Here is a 19,014-nt window from a genome sequence, read left to right on the forward strand (position 1 = left end):
AATTGTTCTAATTTGTTAACTCTTCCTTCCTTCTTCCTTCTTCCCCCTTCCCCCTTCCCCCTTCCTTCTTCCTTCTTCCTCCTTGCTTCTTCCTTCTCCCTGACATCCGTTACATCCGTTACATCCGTTACATCCGTTACATAATCCGTTGCCGAACTTCTTTCTTCCTTCTTCCCCTTCTACCCCAACAAACAAGCTGCGGGAAAAATCAGATATTCTAAGAAAAACAACTTCCAGATAAACTGATAAAATGCAGCAATTTCTATTTTATCGTCCAAATCAACTTTCGCGCTCCAAAACCACATCAAACCCAAAGCCGCCAAATGAGAAACTGCCAGAAACACTAAATTAACATTAGACAATACGATCGCTCCCGCCAAAGTCGCGCCCAAATAACAAACCGTCAACACCCAGCGAGATAAATTAAAGACGGCCGGCTTGCCCAGCTCAATCGTAAACGTAGTAATATTGTATTGCTTGTCCCCTTCCATGTCGGGGATATCTTTAAAAATGGCGATCGCAAACGTAAACACCACAACAAAAACCGTCAGCACCCAAACTTCCGCAGGAATCCCAAAAGACACACTCTCCAAATTCCAGCCAGAAAAAGCGCTTTTCGCCATTCCCAAATCCAACACCCAATTAAAGTGCAAAAATAACCCTAAATTTACGATCGCGCCCCGCACCGTAAAAATGCACAGCGCCGCCCAAAAAGGAAACCGTTTCAGCCGAATTGGCGGCAGAGAATAAGCAGTCCCGATCGCCAAACTAACGCCAACGGTAGCCAGCAAAAACGGGCCTTGTAAAACAGCCGTCAAAATTGCTATAATTCCCGTTGAAATTACAATTAATTCCCCGGTTTTTCGAGAAAAAACTCCCGAGGCGATCGGCAAATACGGCTTATTTATTTTATCAATTTCAACATCTTCTAACTGGTTTAATCCCACAATATAAATATTGCCGCAAATGCAAGCCAACCAGGCCAAAGCTAGGGGTCCAAATACAGGATTCACAAACAGCCGCGCACTTTGGGCGATCGCGTACAACGCCAATACACTCAAGCTAGTACCCACAATTGTGTGCGGCCGAGAAAACTCCCAAAATGCCCTCACCCAGCTTTGCGGAGCCGAGCCATTTTTATCAATCCAAGACTTGCCAATCGAATCATTGCCCATAAATCTCACACCCGCACCACACAAATAATATGCTCTAGGGTGTGCAATGCACACCTTACTCATCAACTCAACACTCAAAACTTCTCTGATATATGCCTGCTATTTTACAGCACAAATCATCCCAAAACGAATCAATCCGCTCTGATATCCACGGCTCATCAATCCGAGAGCAAGTGCAGCTTGAATAGTCGTCCAACCGCTCGTGAGCAAACCCCAAATCGCGCTCGGAGTCAAAGCAGAATCGATCACCACATCCCAAAAAGGAGCAACAGCTTTTGACCAATCAGCGGTGCGAATACTTGTCAAAGGCAAACTGCGGACAATCTCCTCGTATTCCGGCAAAGAAATCACATAAGGCAAAGCATAAACCCGGTAAATTTCTGCCAATTCCTTTCTCTCTTCATCAGTTAATTCTCCCGCCGTTTCTCCCAGCGGGCGGTGACACCAAGTTGCCAAAATCAAAGTTCCTCCCGGCTTGAGCACGCGGCAGCATTCCTGCAAAAACTTAATTTTGTCGGGCATATGTTCGCCACTTTCGAGCGACCAAACTAAGTCGAAGGACTCGTCCGGAAAAGGCATATTCAAAGCATCGGCCACCAAAAAATTCACCTTGCTTTCTAGCCCAGCTATTTTAGCGCGTTCGGTCGCTCTGTTTGCCTGTACCGGACTCAGAGTAATCCCGGTAGCTGTAACGCTAGGGCCCGTTTTATGTTCTTCGGGCGATCTGCTATAATCTTGATCCGCCCCGCCATCAAACTTTAAATTATTTTGAGCGATCGAACTAAACTTTTGAGTCAAATACAGCGTGCTGCCGCCGATCCCACAACCGACATCGAGAATGCGGTAAGGTTCACAGAGTGCCTTCTCTGACGGCACTCCAGCCCAGCCCAGCAGTTCTTCTATCAAATCTATCTGAGCCTGTCGGCGCTCTTTTTTCAAATTGCCATCCGGGCCGTAGTAACCGTGGTGCATATGTTCGCCCCACACCTGCTCCCACAAACCGCTAGAAGCGTCGTAAAGTTGCTGAATTTGCTGGTAAAGTGTTGATGTCATCGCCGAATCGCAAGTTATTAAAGGAATTCTACCGTTATTTTCCCGCTGTTGTCATAGAATTTCGCCATTTAGTTCGATCGGTCTCCGGCATTCGCCAGACAGAGATATCCTTATTTGAAGCCCGAGGATCGATTTGTGGGCTTCCTCTAAAACCTCAAATCTAAAATCGATTTGTGGGTTCCCTCTAAAACCTCAAATCTAAAATCGATTTGTGGTTCCCTCTCAAATCTAAAATCTAAAACCTAAAATCGAATGACTGTCTCGCGAACCATTGCTTTGGGCTTTTTCGCTGTCATCCTCATAGGTGCTCTATTACTGATGATGCCCTTTTCCACAATTGATGGAACTTGGAGCGATCCAATAACAGCACTGTTTACCTCTACTTCCTCTGTGTGCGTCACGGGCTTGTCGGTTGTGGATGTCGGAAAATATTACTCTTTTTGGGGGCAACTGTGCCTAGTTTTACTGGTGCAAATAGGAGGCTTGGGCTACATGACAGCCACGACTTTCTTGCTCTTGTTATTGGGCCGCCGCTTTGGCTTGAAAGACAAAGTTGCCCTGCAACAATCTCTCGACAAACCCGGGCTAGCCGGTGTAGTGCAACTCATTCAGTCAATTCTAGCAACAACGCTTTTGTTTGAATTAACAGGAGTGTTTTTGCTGATGACGGTTTTCGTCCCCCAATACGGATTTAAACAGGGTGTGTGGTCTGCTATATTTCACAGCGTTAATTCCTTTAACAACGCGGGTTTTAGCATCTATTCAGATAATTTGATCGGCTACATCACTTCGCCTATGGTTAACTTCACAGTCAGCGGTTTAATCATATTTGGGGGAATCGGCTATCAAGTAATTATGGAAATGTACCTGTGGCTGCGCGATCGCTTAAACAAAAGCCCAATCTGCACAGTTTTTTCCCTGAACTTCAAAGTTGTTACTACTACAACGGCTGTCCTTTTAATTTTAGGAACGCTAGCCTTTTTGGTGCTGGAATACGACAACCCAGACACTTTCGGCTCTCTAACTTTTCCTCAAAAACTGATGGCAGCTTGGTTTCAATCTGTTACTCCCCGCACGGCGGGGTTCAATACAATTAGCATTGGCCAAATGACCGAAGCCTCGCTATTTCTGACCATCGCGCTGATGTTTATCGGCGCCAGTCCTGGCAGCACCGGCGGCGGAATCAAAACCACAACTTTTAGGCTATTGTTTTGCTGTACCACAGCAGTTATCGAAGGCCAGGAAGATGTGGAGTGCTATCAGCGTCAAATCCCGCCACCAATGATTCTGAAAACCATTAGCGTAGTCTTCGGTTCCCTGTTGGTCGCGTTCACATCTGCAATTTTAATCGAGCTGACCAATCCCCAAGTAGAATTTATCGCAGCGCTGTATGAAGCAGTTTCAGCTTTTGGCACGGTCGGTCTTTCCACTGGGATTACACCCACGCTTTCAGCGATCGGTAAGTTGATTTTGATTGCTACAATGTACATAGGTCGGGTTGGGGTGCTGCTGCTGGTGAGTGCTGCATTCGGCGACCCAAAACCCAGGTCTTTTAAGTATGCTGAGGAAAGTTTGTTAGTGGGATAAAAAAATCCTGCCTACTTGCTGATAATCTAAACAATGGGTGACAACCCAAATCAACTTTTACGACTTACCTAAAAACCAAAAGGAGGCGGCGCTGTCTCTGCTAAAATTTAAACAGCAAGACGCTCAGCGCTGGATATTCAGTGAACCTGTCATCTTTAAATTTTTTTCGGACTTTGCGCGCCGACAACAAGCAGTTTGCAGTTATTGGTTTGGGACGCTTCGGCAAAGCTGTGTGTTCGACTCTGCACGGCTTGGGTTACGAAGTCTTGGGAGTTGACACCGATGAAAAAAAAGTAACTCAAGCTTTGACCGAGCGTATTGCTGCTCACGTTGTGCAGTTAGATTCTACTGAGCCTAGCGCTCTTCAGGAAGCAGGTATATTTGAATTTGAAACAGTGATTGTGGCGATCGGCAATTACCTAGCAGAAAGCATTACCACCACCCTAAATCTTAAGGAAGGGGGGGTAAGTCACGTAATAGCCAAAGCTTCTTCGGAAACTCACTTAAAACTGTTGAAAAAAGTCGGCGCAGATCATGTAGTTTTTCCCGAACGAGAAATGGGCTGCTCTGTGGCCCGCCTTCTTACAAAACCCAGCATTTTAGAACGCTTTGACCTCGACCCAGATCACAGCATCGTTGAGTTGCTCGTTCCTGAAAAGTTTGACGGTAAAACCATCTCCGAATTGGAGCTCCGGCGCAAGTATGGTTTGAACTTGCTAGCAGTCGGGCGCGCCGAAAAGTTCGAGATTAATCCGGAGCCAAGCGAACGCTTGAGAAAGGGCGACGCGATGGTAGTAATTGGTTCTAATAAAGATATCAATCGCTTGCCAATTTAACAGCTTGCCATTTTACGCACATACAGCAACACTCCTGGACTCAGAAACCCGGTTTCTTGAGTTCGGAATGCCTAAGTCCTATGCAAGTGTTGCGGGATGTGTGAAAATTTCCGACCCCTGCAAACCCGGTTTATCTTAGATAAACCGGGTTTCTCTGTCAATCTTTATGTTCTAATTTTTAACCGAAATATCTAAATTGAATTTGACCAATTCTAGGGTTGGTTCCGCCTTGGCGACCTCCTCTGAGAACCTAGCTAGACAAATCGCGAAAAATTTTAACAAAAAAGTAGCAGCACTAGATCGCGCTCCCGCAAATCATAGGAGCGCTAGCCCTGAAAATTCAGCCGACTTTCAAGATTTTTTGCAAATAAGCTTTGCCCAAAACCACCACCGCCAAGACTAGAGCTAGTTCAACAGGCCAAGGACACACCGCCAGCAACCAAATTAACGAACACACTCCAATAATTGCAGCTATGGGAGCCGGAATTCCGTCTAGCGTTCTATTGTCGGTTCCGGCAGTCACCCACCCAGCAATCAAGCACACCGTCAACGGAATCAAGCAACTTGTGATCATGATTTTTACCCCATCAATTTTTTTGACATATGGCATCTGAGCATATTGTAACAATACATCAAAAATTGGGAAATGCACCATGAATTGCGATAAAATGTAAGATTAGATACTTAATAAGTATATAGGCGGAATTAAACTCAGCTATATAACAGTATGTAAACAGGCCTGACTTAGCAACACTTAGGGCATTTGGATACTTTACAATCGTTTACATAATTGCGTTTTACAGCGCCTAGCTACTTACGCTGGAATCATAATAGTTGGTAATTTTTAGCTTCGGCTATCTCCGAAGGCAGAATTAGGTTGGCATCAGGTAGAATTTAGGGATTTTTTTTATTTCTACAGAAGTGCTTTTGCTTTCTACCTGGAGATGAATTGCGATGCGCCCATCTCTGCAAGTTATACTCAGGATTGCAGTCAGTTACTGTAGAGCGTGAATCAATGCTGGGCAAATTTTTTCGCAAGCCAGAATTAGAAAACAGCGATCGCGTCCCCCCGGGTCAATACCTCGCCAACGGCTTTCCTGTGCTGACCTACGGCGATACACCCTCCGTCAGTATTGAGAGTTGGGAATTTAAAGTCTGGGGATTAGCAAAACCAAAAACCTTCACTTGGTCGGACTTCCAGGCGATGCCCCAAAGTAACTTTACGGCGGATTTTCACTGCGTCACCCGGTGGTCAAAACTCGACGTGCAGTGGACGGGAGTCAAAGTCACAGATTTTATGAACTACATAGAAGTCGATGCGAAAGCTCTGCACGTCCTGGAACACTGCTACGGCGGCTACACTACTAACATTGCGATCGCCGACTTCCTCCGAGAAGAAAACTTTTTCGCCCACACCGTCTTCGGCGAACCTCTATCCGCAGACCACGGCGGCCCAATGCGGCTCGTAGTTCCCCACCTGTACGCTTGGAAAAGCGCTAAATGGATTAACGGCCTGGAGTTTACAGAAACCGAAGAACTCGGTTTTTGGGAACGCAACGGCTATCACCAGCGGGGCGAACCTTGGGCAGAGGAACGGTACAGCGGTCTGTTTTGATGCGGTCGATCGGCAGCAAAGACTGGTCCAGAACTTCTCTATACAATCTTTGTGGAGGGGCAATCCGCTCTTTTACCGCTTCAGTCTGTGGAAATTGCATCTCCTCGATCGCATCTTTAGGATATGTCACGCCACGCGCTCTATTTAATTCAACCAAAATACGTAGACCCAACGATCGCATTTTGTAGGTAATTTACCCGATAGATAAACTACTTTAACTCCCCTATACAAGTCCCAAAAAACAAATATTCCCAGTTTCTGGTTAATAGAAAACTCCTTTAACTATCAGTACACACGAATATTACCGTATTTATACTTAAGTGTTTGCTGTGGAGGATTTAGACTTCAGAATCTAATAAAAAATTAGCAGAAGCCCGCTCTAAATCACTTGGGCTTACCCACGCTCCCATGCCCGCAACTGCAAGGTTTCAAGCCACAATTTTTATAATTATTTGGTGTGTATTTTTAGGGAGCGAGCGCCCGCGAGCCGAGGCTATCGAGAGCATTTGTGAAGGTTATGTAAAGGCTTGATAAAGAATAGGTCAAACTTTACCTAAAGTGCCCCAAATACAAAAAAAGTATCGCATAATGAAATTATTAAGACCCTCGCACAAAAGGAACAGGTTATGAATACCAAACTCTTATCCGCCCTAACAGCTACCGCAGCCGCCACAGCTCTGTTTGGCGCCGGAGCTCCAGCTCAAGCCGCTTCCTTTGGTACCACCGGCATCCAATTCGACAAAGATACCGATATCAAGCTTAACTTCAAACAATCTCACGGTATGTACCAATCCTCTTTGGGAATCTACAGTGTGAAGGACTCGGCGGTCTCTCTAGTTAAGACCCTGTTTTCGGAAACTAAATCCTCAGACAACCAGTGGGAAAACGAATGGAAAGGAACTCTGGGCAATACAGTCGTGGGTTCTGGCTCGGTAGTATTCACATTCCTGGCAAATCAAATTTACACTTTGGGGCTCGACAGCGGCTGGGGTGGCAGTGTCTACTCGACCTCAAGCTTGAACAGCGGCAGCCAGCAAGCGGTGTTTGGCGGGCAATCGCAACTGTGGAACGCGCTCGACAGAGAATCAACTAACACATTCCAAGCAGCCGGACAATTCACAAACGGATTGGGTTCTCTGTTTAACGGAGGCACGCTAATTGGCTTCGACGATCGCGGTAACAGCAACGACTCAGACTTCCAAGACTTCACAGTGAGCGCAGAAGCAGTTCCAGAACCGATGACAATGACTGGTTTGGCTCTCGGTTTGGGTGGCTTGGTTGCAGCGCGTCGCCGCCGTGCTAGCAAGACGACTTCATAATATTTTTCAACCCGAACTATGTGCTGAATTACGTTTGACCAAATAAAATTCTATTAGGAGGCGCGCTAATGAGAAATCGGCTCGCCTTTTGCTTGATTTGAAAAGTCAGAAGGGAGAAGTCATATCAATTCTGGTTGCACTCCTCATGATTGTTGACTGTTGACTGTTGACTGTTGACTGTTGACTGTTGACTCGGGATCGCCAAACTGAATAATGGTTGAGTGTTGGAGATTGACTTGATTTTACGCCCGACGATGAAGCGCGGATTTGATATCAGGGTGAAGTTCGGGAACGCGCAGTGTACGGGATTTAAGGGATGGGTGTTGAGGGAAGAAGTCAAGCGTGAAGAAGTCAAGCGTTAAGCAAGACGATTTTTCCCACTCTCCGACTATCCCACTCTCTCCCTCTCCCAACTAAAAATTCAAAACTCACTCACGGTAAAGTGTTCGATCGTACAAAGTCACCGATACCGGTTGAAGAATTTGGCGTTGCATAATAGCGGGATGATTTTGATTGTTTTGTGGGACGGGCCCATGAGCCCGAAGGCGTGTATTTTCACAGCAGGCGGGACGCCTAACCCCTACTCCCCACAATAATCATCCTCAAATTGTGCAACGCCAAGAATTTTAATGTCGGCCCGGACGCACGCTACTTTAATCGCCACCACAACCACGGTTTTTGTCCGTCGCACCTGTGCTTGTTCCGGCAGCTTCCAAAGCGGAGAATAAGATGTAAAGAACCTTGGTTAATGCCTAAACTATCAACTTCTCGAGTTGTTTGGGACAAAACGCCTTCGACTTCGGAAATAGCTTTAACCAAGGTTTCAATTGCTCAGGAAGGCCGGTTTCGTAGCCTAAAATTAAACGCAGGTTGGTTCGCCTGTGTGGAAGGGTTGTTAGTACCCGCACTGAATTGGTAAATATGATCGCCTTCGGCACGATAACTCGCTCTCCCCGATCACTAATAATTTGAGTTGAACGCCGCAAAATCTTTTCAACAGTACCTTCAAAGTTTTCTACAATTATCTGAGCGCCTACTTGAAACGGTTCGTGCAACAGCAACAATATTTCCCCTAAAAAGTATTTGAAGATTTCTTGGAACGCGAAACTAATCGCTACTGAACCAAGTCCTAACCAACTGATGATATCTGCAGGCCGCCAAGCTGGGAACGCAATCACGCAGGCGCTCAAACTGCCAGCAGCCCAAGTGAGAGTGTCAAATAATTCCAGAACGCCACGCTAACACAAAAGATTGAGATCGATCGGCCGACAGGAATGTTTGACTCTCACTGTGGGGGTGACTCCATCGACTCGTTCGCTAATCATTAAAACACAATCAAAATTTAAGATTAGCAGCGCCGAGCCCGATCGAGTAAAATCACAGCACTTGCCCGCCGATGACTTAATCTGCTAAAACTAACAAAGTTTGATGATTTCTGAGAAATAACATACATGGTTGCTACATCCGTCAAGATTAAACACGAAGTCAAAGACTTGTCCCTCGCCCCCTTGGGAAAGCAACGCATCGAGTGGGCCGGCCGGGAAATGCCCGTTTTGCGGCAAATTCAAGAACGCTTCGCTAAAGAAAAGCCTTTCGCTGGCATTCGCTTGGCTGCTTGCTGCCACGTAACCACAGAAACCGCTCATTTGGCGATCGCCATCAAACTCGGCGGTGGCGACGCCGTACTGATCGCCAGCAACCCCTTGAGCACTCAAGATGACGTAGCGGCTTGCTTAGTTGAAGACTACGGCATTTCCGTCTTCGCCCTCAAAGGAGAAGACGCAGCTACCTACGAACGTCACGTCTACACAGCCCTAGACCACCGCCCCAATATTATCATCGACGACGGCAGCGACGTGGTAGCGGCACTAATCCAGCACCGCCCGAACCAAATTTCCGACTTAATCGGAACTACCGAAGAAACTACCACAGGCATCGTGCGCCTGCGGGCTATGTTGAAAGACGGCGTGCTGACTTTCCCCGCAATGAACGTCAACGACGCCGACACCAAGCACTTCTTTGACAACCGCTACGGCACCGGTCAATCTACTCTAGACGGCATTATCCGCGCTACCAATATTTTGTTAGCCGGTAAAAACATTGTGGTTGCAGGTTACGGTTGGTGCGGCAAAGGCACGGCACTGCGCGCCCGTGGTATGGGTGCTAACGTAATTGTCACCGAAATCGATCCGATTCGGGCGATCGAAGCCGTGATGGACGGTTTCCGCGTCATGCCGATGGACGAAGCAGCAACAGTGGGAGATATATTCATTACTGTTACGGGCAACAAACACGTCATTCGTGCGGAACATTTCGAGACCATGAAAGACGGCGCAATTGTTTGCAATTCCGGTCACTTCGACATTGAGATTGACCTCAAATCCCTCGGCGCAAAAAGCACCGACGTGAAAACAGTCCGGTCTTTCACTCAAGAATATCACCTCAATAATGGCAAGTCGGTTATTGTATTGGGCGAAGGTCGTTTGATCAACTTGGCAGCAGCCGAAGGACACCCCAGCGCCGTGATGGATATGAGCTTTGCTAACCAAGCTTTAGCCTGCGAATATCTGGTTACGAACAAAGGCAAACTAGAGCCTGGTATTCACTCAATCCCCGTGGAAGTTGACAAAGAAATTGCCCGTCTCAAATTGGAAGCAATGGGTATTCACATTGATACCTTGACGGCAGAACAAATTGAGTACACAAACTCTTGGACTTCGGGCACTTAATCATCGTTTATCGTTCCCACGCTGTGCGGGGGAATGAATACAAGGAGGCTCTGCCTCCCTCATGGGGAGTCGAGGCAGAGCCTCTAGATATGCGTTCCTAGGCACAGCCTAGGAACGAGTGATGACTACTGACTAATGATTACTGACTTCTTCTTACCAAATTATTAAATCAAAATGGTTGAATGGATAACTAACACAATGCAGTCGATGGGCTATCTCGGAATTGGCCTGTTGATGTTTTTAGAAAATCTTTTCCCGCCCATACCCTCAGAATTGATTATGCCGCTGGCAGGATTCACGGCATCAAAGGGTGATGATATGCAGTTAGCGCCGGCGATCGCAGCAGGAGTAATCGGTACAATTCTGGGCGCGCTTCCCTGGTACTATGCGGGTAAGTTATTGAGCGAAGAACGCTTGAGGAATTTAGCCGACAAATACGGCAAGTGGATCACAGTATCGGGCGCTGATATTGACAAAGCAAATAGATGGTTTAACAGACACGGCAACAAAGCCGTGTTTTTGTGTCGCCTCGTACCGGGAGTTCGCACCCTGATTTCCCTGCCCGCTGGCATCAATAATATGCCTTTAATTCCTTTTTTACTATACTCAACAGGAGGCACTCTTTTATGGGTAAGTTTCCTGACTTTTGCCGGATATAAACTAGGGGAAAATTATACCGTTGTAGAGGATTATCTGGGCCCGGTTTCCAAAATAGTTGTGGTGATTATTGTCATTTGGTTTATATTGTGGGTTGTCAAAAAGAATATGCAGAGGGAAAAATATCGCAAATAAATGCAAATTTTGTGAAAATAATCTGCGTTTATTTGCGTTCAGCGGCGGCTACAATCACCATTCTGACCCCGCCCAAAAACGCATACAACTTTCCCACAGGAGTCGTGTTCAGCCAAAAATTTTAGACTAAGGTTCAACCTCCCAGATTCATCGGTGGAGTAAATCTAAAATCTAAAATCCACTGACTTCTTTCCAGCATATTCTCAACCGTAGCGCTGAAAGATAGAGAGGGAGATTTGATAGAAACTTCTGCTATCTTTGCTACTTTTTTAAATTAACTTTTAAATTGGCGCTCGCCCAAAAGTCACAGTGACGGGCAGCCGATCGCCCAAAAATCCAACTTAAATTTATACAAATATTTAAGATTGGTTGAGGTTTAGGCAGATAATCGTGGCAAAATAGGGAACATTCCTATCCGCGCTGTTAAGATATGTACGAAAAGATTGTAGCCCCGACAACAGGTTCTAAAATTACTTTCAAAGACGGTTTGCCGATCGTCCCCAATGACCCGATTATTCCCTTCATTCGCGGCGACGGTACCGGCGTTGACTTGTGGCCTGCATCCCAGAAAGTCATGGATGCTGCGGTAGAAAAGGCTTACGGTGGCGATCGAAAAATCAACTGGTTTAAAATCTATGTAGGCGACGAAGCCTGCGATGTCTATGGTACTTACCAATATCTGCCCCAGGATTCCTTAAACGCCATCAAAGAATACGGAGTCGCCATCAAAGGGCCGCTGACAACGCCGGTAGGGGGCGGCATTCGATCGCTAAACGTAGCTTTGCGGCAAATCTTCGACCTTTACGCCTGCGTGCGACCCTGCAAATATTATGCTGGAACACCATCGCTACACAAAACTCCTGAACTCCTAGATGTAATTATTTACCGGGAAAATACAGAAGATATTTACCTCGGAATTGAATGGGCCAAAGGCAGCGAAATCGGCAAAAAATTGATTGAATTCCTCAATAATGAGTTAATTCCAGCAACACCCGAACATGGCAAAAAACAAATTCGCCTCGATTCTGGAATCGGAATTAAACCCATTAGCAAAACAGGTTCTCAGCGTTTAGTAAGGCGCGCCCTTACCCACGCTTTACGGTTGCCAAAGGATAAGCAGCAAGTGACTTTGGTGCACAAAGGCAACATCATGAAATATACTGAAGGAGCTTTCCGAGATTGGGGTTATGAATTAGCAACCACCGAGTTTCGAGAACTGTGCGTAACGGAAAGAGAGTCTTGGATTCTGGGCAACAAAGAAAAAAGTCCAGACATTACCTTAGAAGATAATGCTCGCCAAATAGACCCGGGATACGATGCTTTGACCCCAGAAAAACAAGCCAAAATTCGTCAAGAAGTAGCCGACGTTCTGTTTGGAATTTGGGAGAGTCACGGCAGCGGTCAGTGGAAAGAAAAAATCATGGTCAACGACCGAATTGCTGACAGTATTTTCCAACAAATTCAAACCCGACCGGCCGAGTATTCGATTTTGGCGACAATGAATCTGAACGGGGATTATTTATCCGATGCGGCCGCAGCCATTGTGGGTGGATTGGGTATGGGCCCTGGTGCGAATATTGGTGATGAATGTGCAGTTTTTGAGGCGACTCACGGCACTGCACCGAAACACGCTGGTTTGGATAAAGTCAATCCCGGTTCCCTGATTTTGTCCGGGGTGATGATGTTAGAATACATGGGATGGCAGGAAGCAGCAGACTTGATTAAGAAGGGTTTGGGAGCGGCAATTTCTAACGGTGAAGTTACTTACGATTTGGCGAGGTTGATGGAGCCGGCGGTGCCTGAGTTGAAGTGTTCGGAGTTTGCTGAGGCGATTATTAAGCATTTCGCGGATTGAGTTTGAGGGCTTTTTTTGAACGGGCTAGAAGCCCGTTCCACAAAAAGTCAATTTGCTTGTGGGGTGGGCTTCTAGCCCGCCCGCTGTTTATTAAGAACGGGCTAGAAGCCCGTTCCACAAAAGTCAACTTGCTTGTGGGGTGGGCTTCTAGCACGCCCGCTGTTTATTAAGAACGGGCTAGAAGCCCGTTCCACAAAAGTCAACTTGCTTGTGGGGTGTCCCGCCCCCCCCGAAAATACAATTTAGATGGGGGGTTTATAATGATGGAACAGCCATTCCGCGCTCAACTGCGGGACGCTTCTGCAAGGTTTCTACCCAACGTTTGAGGTGGGGGTGGTTGTCGAGGCTTAATCCTTGAAATTCGTAAATAGCAACCCAGGGATACGTAGCAATGTCGGCGATCGAATAGTCGCCGCAGATGTATTCATATTTTGCTAGTTGAGTGTCTAATACTCCGTAGAGGCGCAAGGTTTCTTTTTCGTAGCGCCCAATCGCATAGGGAATTTGTTCGGGTGCAAAGCGTTTGAAGTGGTTTAGCTGACCAAACATCGGGCCGACGCTGGCCATTTGAAACATCAACCACTCTATAACTTGAAAGTATTTTTGTTTGTCTGTGGGAAGAAATTTGCCGCTTTTTTCGGCAAGATAGATTAGAATAGCGCCGGACTCGAAGACGGTGATGCCGTTATCTCGATCGACTATGGCGGGAATTTTGCTGTTGGGGTTGATGGCGATGAACTCTGGGCTAAATTGGTCGTTTTTTGTGATGTCGATGACGTGCACGTTGTAGGGTAAACCTATTTCTTCGAGCATGATCGAGACTTTGCGACCGTTGGGTGTGGTAAAAGTGTAGAGGTCAATCATAGTTGTGATGTTAAGTTGAAAGTTGGCAAGGCAGGAAATAACCCTATATATTATCACAATTTGGACGAGAATTGCGGATTTTCGATCTCTTGTGTTAAAATTTTATTTTAATAATAGAAGAATAACGATCGCTCGAAATGGACATTATTGAAATTCTCAAAGATGATTATCAAAGATTTCCCGATAATCAGACTTACAGCATCTATGCAAAAGATGTTTATTTTGAAGATCCGGTGAATCGATTTACAGGAGTCGATCGCTACCGCAAAATGATCGGGTTTATGGGGACTTTTTTTCAGGATGTAAATCTCGATTTGCACGGGATTTCGCAGTCGGGAGATACTATAGAAACTCGCTGGACTCTGAGCTGGATCGCACCGTTACCTTGGAAACCGAAAATGGCGATCGCCGGTAGGAGCGAACTGAAAGTCAACAGCGACGGTTTAATTGTTTCTCACATTGATTACTGGGACTGTTCGCGGTTGGATGTGCTCAAACAGCTTGTATTTCCTCTGAAAAGTAATGTTTGAAAATTAAAATTTTTCTGAGGTTTTTTAGCAAAAAAAAATAGTGTTTCAAGAGCAATATCCCTTTTTTAACCGCAGATATTAGCCGATAAACACAGATGAACGCTGATGGATTTTTAGGCGCGGCAATTGATATTTGAAATAAATGATTTTAACTGAGCTTGACATGGCAGCAATTTCGTGAATGACCGAAAATATGCTGTGTCCGGCGGCTGCTTGTCGCCCAAATTAATTCCCCCAGTAAATTAATCTCTGTTACAGAACGTTACAATAAAGAAGTAAAGAATTTTCAGGCGAGCTAAACAATCAATGCGCTTAATATTAATGACCGGAAAAGGCGGCGTCGGCAAAACCTCTGTAGCCGCTGCGACTGGGCTGCGATGTGCCGAATTGGGATACAAAACCCTAGTGCTGAGTACAGATCCCGCTCACTCCTTAGCCGACAGCTTTGACATGGAACTCGGACACGATTCGCGGCTGGTGAAACCGAATTTGTGGGGAGCAGAATTAGACGCTCTCAGGGAATTAGAAGGCAATTGGGGAGCAGTTAAGCGCTACATTACTCAAGTCTTGCGAGCACAGGGACTCGAAGGGGTGCAAGCTGAAGAATTAGCCATCTTGCCAGGAATGGATGAAATCTTCGGTTTAGTGCGAATGAAGCGGCATTATGACGAAGGCGAATTTGATGTTTTAATTATCGATTCTGCCCCAACTGGCACTGCATTGAGACTGCTAAGTTTGCCGGAAGTTGGCGGCTGGTACATGAGAAAATTTTACAAGCCGCTGCAAGGCATATCAGCCGCCCTTCGGCCTTTAGTTGAACCTATTTTTAGACCACTTGCAGGTTTTTCTTTACCAGACAAAGAGGTGATGGATGCACCTTACGAATTTTACGAACAAATCGAAGCTTTGGAAAAGGTTTTAACTGACAATACTGTCACTTCGGTAAGGTTAGTCACCAATCCAGAAAAAATGGTAATTAAAGAGTCTCTGCGCGCTCATGCCTATTTGAGTTTGTACAATGTAGCCACTGATTTAGTAGTAGCTAACCGGATTATTCCCGCAGAAGTAACTGACCCATTTTTTAAACGGTGGAAAGAAAGCCAGGAACAGTACCGTCAGGAAATTCACTCAGATTTCATGCCGCTGCCAGTTAAGGAAGTGCCACTTTATTCAGAAGAAATGTGCGGTTTGGCAGCTTTAGAACGGTTGAAAGAAACGCTTTACAAAGACGAAGACCCCAGTCAAGTTTATTACAAAGAAAATACGATTAAGATCGTGCAGGAAAACAATCAATATAGTCTTGAACTGTATTTGCCCGGAATTGCTAAGGATCAAATTCAGTTGAGCAAAACGGGAGATGAGTTGAATGTTCGGATTGGGAATCACCGCCGTAATTTGGTGTTGCCCCAAGCTTTAGCGGCGCTGCAACCTTCAGGGGCGAAGATGGAGGATGATTATTTGAAGATTAAGTTTGCTTAACAGAACTTACGCAGGCACGCTATATGTAGTGTACCTGCGTAAGTCCTGTCTCTCTGGAGGACATTGGGTGCAGTCTATGGGGGGTATCAACCATTACCAACTGCGCGATCGAGTATTTCAAAGTCAACTAGATCGACTAACCCATAACCATCCTCAGAGAACCGATAGTCTCCTCGTTCTAGTGCATCTGCAAAGGTTTCCAGATAAACTCGAAAACTAGGTGCAATAAGCCCTCTAGTAGCCTCCTGCCACTCTACAATAATGACTTGTCCAACATTTCCGCCTGCTGCTGGGGCTAAATCTACGCATTCGCAAGCACCATTGCCTTCCATTGTGAATGGAATCCAATTCGGGTTCCACCAACCGTTCCAGATTCCTTCAAAAATGTCGTCACGATCGCACCTAAAATTATCGTCTGAACAATCCTGCCATTTTTCAGATATTTTGATCGCGCTTTGGAGAGAGAGGAACTCCAAGTTGGGGAACAGGGAATAAGATTCTTCATCCTGACCGTTATGCACGCGGTAAGACAGCTTGAAATCTTCGGGAAACTCTACACCCAAGAATACTTCTGCTCGATCGATCTCCTCATCAGTAGCGCCGGGTCTGAGACTTTTCAGCACTTGAGGTGCATTGGCTGCCAGCCAATTATCAATTCTTTCCCAAATTATTTTCATGAGAAAAGCTCCGAAGCTGGAAACTCAGTCTATGCGAGAGTTCAGAGGAAAGCGAGATAGCGGTTTTAAGCGCCTAAAATTAAAGCGGGGTGCTGACTCTCTTTCCCTGCTACTTTTTATCGACTCTAACGATCGCTCAGGTGATTATAGCAATTCTAACCACGCTCAACTGCTTCAATCTGAACCTTTTGTCCATCTTCTTTTCCCTCCTCTGCGTCCTCTGCGGTTTGTTCACTCCTTCCTGGATTCAACTCAATCTTTTTCTGCTGACGTTCCGAGGCAGCTTTTTGCAGCATTTTCAATTTTTCTGAATCAGCATTCGATCGCCAAAACAACTTATGATCCTTAATTTTAACGCAGTTTTCCTCCAAACACTTAACCCATTCCCGATGTTTCTTAACTGCGCCACTATCGAGAATGCCTAACTTTTCTTCTTGGCGGGTGAGTTTCGCAAACTTTTCATAATGGGGATAATTAGGACTAACAAAAGCTTCTTTTCTCACTAAAATGGGCGGATTGTACACATCAGAATAGTCTTGATAGCTGACAGAAAGGTCGCGCAAATGTATGTGCATAGCCGTGTGGAGGGCTGGATGCGGGTTAGTGTCAAAATCGGGATAAAATAAATAGGAAATCTGAGGTTTGCGAGCGTAAAACTTGATGATTGTCGCGCCGTCAAGCCTGCCAATTGTGCGGTTAGCGCAGCCTTCGTACAGACGCAGCAAAGGGTCTAGTTCTTCTAAAACGGAGACGTGAACTGAAAGGGAACCGGGCTGTTTGTAGCCGATCGCACTATCTTCACAGCAGTCAGCCACAATATCAGGTTTTCCCAAACTATATAGCATTAAATCTGCCAAAGTGCAAGCTTTTTGATAATTGTCAAACAAACCTTTGATGTCGTTGCGGATTTGAGCCGGGAGTCGGCGCATCGAAGGTCGATCGCCCAAACCGTTGAGAGCGAGATATACCAGCAAATCTTGGCGGCGCTTGTCGGCGATTCTCTCCCAATCATCCGCATCCGTTGCTTGCAAAATGACTCTCCAAGCGCGATTAAAACTGTGAAATTCCTCCTTAATCGCCGATTCTTCCGCTAGTTCGCCTTTAACCGGAAGGCGGCCTCGATCGCTCACAAAAGCCATCAAAGGAGCGAGCATTTCCGCATAATCCTCAAACCGCTTAACTTGCGATCGCACTCTGGGAGTCGATAAGTGCGATCGAAACCGAGAAGCACGAAAACCTTCACCCTCCGCTGCATCCCGAAACACAAAATAAATTCCCAAAGCCACAGGAATTGCATCAACATTCAAAACTTGGTCAATATAAACCTTCAACTCTTCTTGTTCGTAATACTTCTGAAAAGTATTTCGAGAAGTAATCACCCCATCCCCATAAGCAATTTGGCCTCGATCACTATCATCAATCAAAACCTGAGCAGCCACAACTAATAAATTCTTAGTTAAATCCCAAGCATTCAGCAAAGCGTCTCGTCGTTCCGCCAAAGATTCAATGACATTAATCACATAACCAATATTCACAATATCCGCACAAACTCGCGGAGTATCCGGCTGATAGTATGGGTCCCAACCAGAAATAGCATAACCCTGTTGTGCAATATATTTAATATCCCCGCCGTAGCCGCAACCGTAGTCAAAAAAAGTCGCCCCGTCCCTCACTAAATCAGCTTCTAAAACCAGACGCAGGGGTTTAGAAAGAGAGTGGCGCACCATTGCAGCTTTGTGTCGCTCGATCTTAGGAATTGATAACTCACTATTCTCCTGTTTCAAACGCTCGACAACAGTATGATCTTGGATTTCTACACCGCAATATCCCAAATATTTGAGCCAACCTTCGCGAGTGCCGATAACGCTAGTATTGTCAAGCAGCCCCCACTTTTCCTCGCAGCGAGTCAGCCGCGCAAACTTTTCGTAATTGGGATAATCCGCAGCTACAAAAGTTTCCTTGCGGTGCAAAACAGGGGGATTTTCGCTGTTGCTGTAATCAAAATATTTAACTTCCCCTGTTGCTAGATTAATCTGGATGCTGGTTTGCAAAGCAGGATGAGCATCTGTATCGAAATCAGGGTAAAAAAGATAAGATATTTTAGGTTGATGGAGTGAAACTTTAACTAAAGTTGCTTCATCAATATTTTCGAGAGTGCGTCTGGCACAATTTTCGTAGATTACGAGGACAGGGCTGAGTGTCTGCAAAGCCGAAACGTGAACGTAAAAAGCCGTCGGTAATTTTTTTCCCACCTTGCTTTCCCGACAGCAGCGAGCCACTTTTGCTAGGAGATTGTCAACACATAAATTAGTTATTTCATCGAGCGGAGACGGCACAGCATTTACAGAATCTTGCTCAGAAATAACCTTGTTTTCATACAATAAAATTTCCCGAGCAAAAATCATCAAAGGCGTTAGCCGTTTTTCATCATTTTCTAATGAATCGCTATCTAAAATAGTGTTTGTACTGGTATCGTAATTCATAGCTAAATTAATTATTTTTT

General features: G+C 45.7%; 16 protein-coding genes. 9 read left to right on the plus strand and 7 right to left on the minus strand.

The genetic code is table 11. The features are described from left to right. Positions 1-179: 179 nt before the first annotated feature. The gene (locus D0A34_10565) at positions 180-1,238 is read right to left on the minus strand and encodes a homogentisate phytyltransferase (GenBank protein ID UNU19250.1); all 1,059 of its coding nucleotides are present in this window, start codon (positions 1,236-1,238) and stop codon (positions 180-182) included. A 36-nt stretch (positions 1,239-1,274) separates the two neighbouring features. After that, positions 1,275-2,228 carry a methyltransferase domain-containing protein gene (locus D0A34_10570; GenBank protein UNU19251.1) on the minus strand — a complete coding sequence of 318 codons (954 nt, stop codon included), beginning with the start codon at positions 2,226-2,228 and terminating at the stop codon, positions 1,275-1,277. Positions 2,229-2,480: 252 nt separating this feature from the next. On the opposite strand from D0A34_10570, the gene D0A34_10575 reads away from it, so the two are divergent. Both D0A34_10575 and D0A34_10580 read left to right on the plus strand, forming a co-directional pair. Next, positions 2,481-3,815: an ATPase gene (locus D0A34_10575; protein ID UNU19252.1), complete on the plus strand. Its 1,335-nt coding sequence runs from the start codon at positions 2,481-2,483 to the stop codon at positions 3,813-3,815. Positions 3,816-3,955: 140 nt separating this feature from the next. Further along, the gene (locus D0A34_10580) at positions 3,956-4,651 is read left to right on the plus strand and encodes a TrkA family potassium uptake protein (protein UNU19253.1); all 696 of its coding nucleotides are present in this window, start codon (positions 3,956-3,958) and stop codon (positions 4,649-4,651) included. Between the two features lie 340 nt (positions 4,652-4,991). Here D0A34_10580 and D0A34_10585 read toward each other — a convergent pair whose 3' ends face one another. Further along, positions 4,992-5,261: a hypothetical protein gene (locus D0A34_10585; GenBank protein ID UNU22241.1), complete on the minus strand. Its 270-nt coding sequence runs from the start codon at positions 5,259-5,261 to the stop codon at positions 4,992-4,994. Between the two features lie 405 nt (positions 5,262-5,666). Here D0A34_10585 and D0A34_10590 point away from each other — a divergent pair, with 405 nt between their 5' ends. Together D0A34_10590 and D0A34_10595 are read left to right on the plus strand one after the other, a co-directional pair. After that, positions 5,667-6,266: a sulfite oxidase-like oxidoreductase gene (locus D0A34_10590; protein UNU19254.1), complete on the plus strand. Its 600-nt coding sequence runs from the start codon at positions 5,667-5,669 to the stop codon at positions 6,264-6,266. A gap of 626 nt (positions 6,267-6,892) precedes the next feature. Beyond that, positions 6,893-7,585 carry a PEP-CTERM sorting domain-containing protein gene (locus tag D0A34_10595; GenBank protein ID UNU19255.1) on the plus strand — a complete coding sequence of 231 codons (693 nt, stop codon included), beginning with the start codon at positions 6,893-6,895 and terminating at the stop codon, positions 7,583-7,585. A gap of 752 nt (positions 7,586-8,337) precedes the next feature. On the opposite strand, the gene D0A34_10600 is transcribed toward D0A34_10595, so the two are convergent. Beyond that, complete coding sequence (locus tag D0A34_10600; protein UNU19256.1) at positions 8,338-8,814, minus strand: hypothetical protein; 477 nt, start codon at positions 8,812-8,814, stop codon at positions 8,338-8,340. 222 nt (positions 8,815-9,036) lie between these two features. On the opposite strand from D0A34_10600, the gene D0A34_10605 reads away from it, so the two are divergent. The 3 genes from D0A34_10605 (at position 9,037) to D0A34_10615 (ending at position 12,961) form a co-directional block, all read left to right on the plus strand. After that, entirely contained in the window at positions 9,037-10,314 is a 1,278-nt protein-coding gene (locus tag D0A34_10605; GenBank protein UNU19257.1) for an adenosylhomocysteinase, read from the plus strand. A gap of 174 nt (positions 10,315-10,488) precedes the next feature. Further along, a complete protein-coding gene (locus tag D0A34_10610; GenBank protein ID UNU19258.1) occupies positions 10,489-11,106 on the plus strand; it encodes a DedA family protein in 618 nt (205 codons plus the stop codon). Between the two features lie 430 nt (positions 11,107-11,536). After that, entirely contained in the window at positions 11,537-12,961 is a 1,425-nt protein-coding gene (locus D0A34_10615; protein ID UNU19259.1) for an NADP-dependent isocitrate dehydrogenase, read from the plus strand. A 255-nt stretch (positions 12,962-13,216) separates the two neighbouring features. On the opposite strand, the gene D0A34_10620 is transcribed toward D0A34_10615, so the two are convergent. Then, positions 13,217-13,825 carry a thiol:disulfide oxidoreductase gene (locus tag D0A34_10620; GenBank protein ID UNU19260.1) on the minus strand — a complete coding sequence of 203 codons (609 nt, stop codon included), beginning with the start codon at positions 13,823-13,825 and terminating at the stop codon, positions 13,217-13,219. A 137-nt stretch (positions 13,826-13,962) separates the two neighbouring features. On the opposite strand from D0A34_10620, the gene D0A34_10625 reads away from it, so the two are divergent. Next, complete coding sequence (locus D0A34_10625; GenBank protein UNU19261.1) at positions 13,963-14,355, plus strand: DUF2358 domain-containing protein; 393 nt, start codon at positions 13,963-13,965, stop codon at positions 14,353-14,355. Positions 14,356-14,661: 306 nt separating this feature from the next. Continuing rightward, on the plus strand, positions 14,662-15,834 hold the full coding sequence (locus tag D0A34_10630) for an arsenic-transporting ATPase (GenBank protein UNU19262.1): 1,173 nt from the start codon (positions 14,662-14,664) through the stop codon (positions 15,832-15,834). 86 nt (positions 15,835-15,920) lie between these two features. On the opposite strand, the gene D0A34_10635 is transcribed toward D0A34_10630, so the two are convergent. Then, positions 15,921-16,511: a hypothetical protein gene (locus D0A34_10635; GenBank protein UNU19263.1), complete on the minus strand. Its 591-nt coding sequence runs from the start codon at positions 16,509-16,511 to the stop codon at positions 15,921-15,923. Between the two features lie 155 nt (positions 16,512-16,666). Beyond that, positions 16,667-18,994, minus strand: coding sequence for a DNA phosphorothioation-associated putative methyltransferase (locus tag D0A34_10640; protein UNU19264.1), 2,328 nt, complete (start codon positions 18,992-18,994; stop codon positions 16,667-16,669). Between the last annotated feature and the right edge of the window lie 20 nt (positions 18,995-19,014).

The sequence above is a fragment of the Microcoleus vaginatus PCC 9802 genome (genome assembly GCA_022701275.1).
In the GTDB taxonomy this organism is placed as follows: domain Bacteria; phylum Cyanobacteriota; class Cyanobacteriia; order Cyanobacteriales; family Microcoleaceae; genus Microcoleus; species Microcoleus vaginatus_A.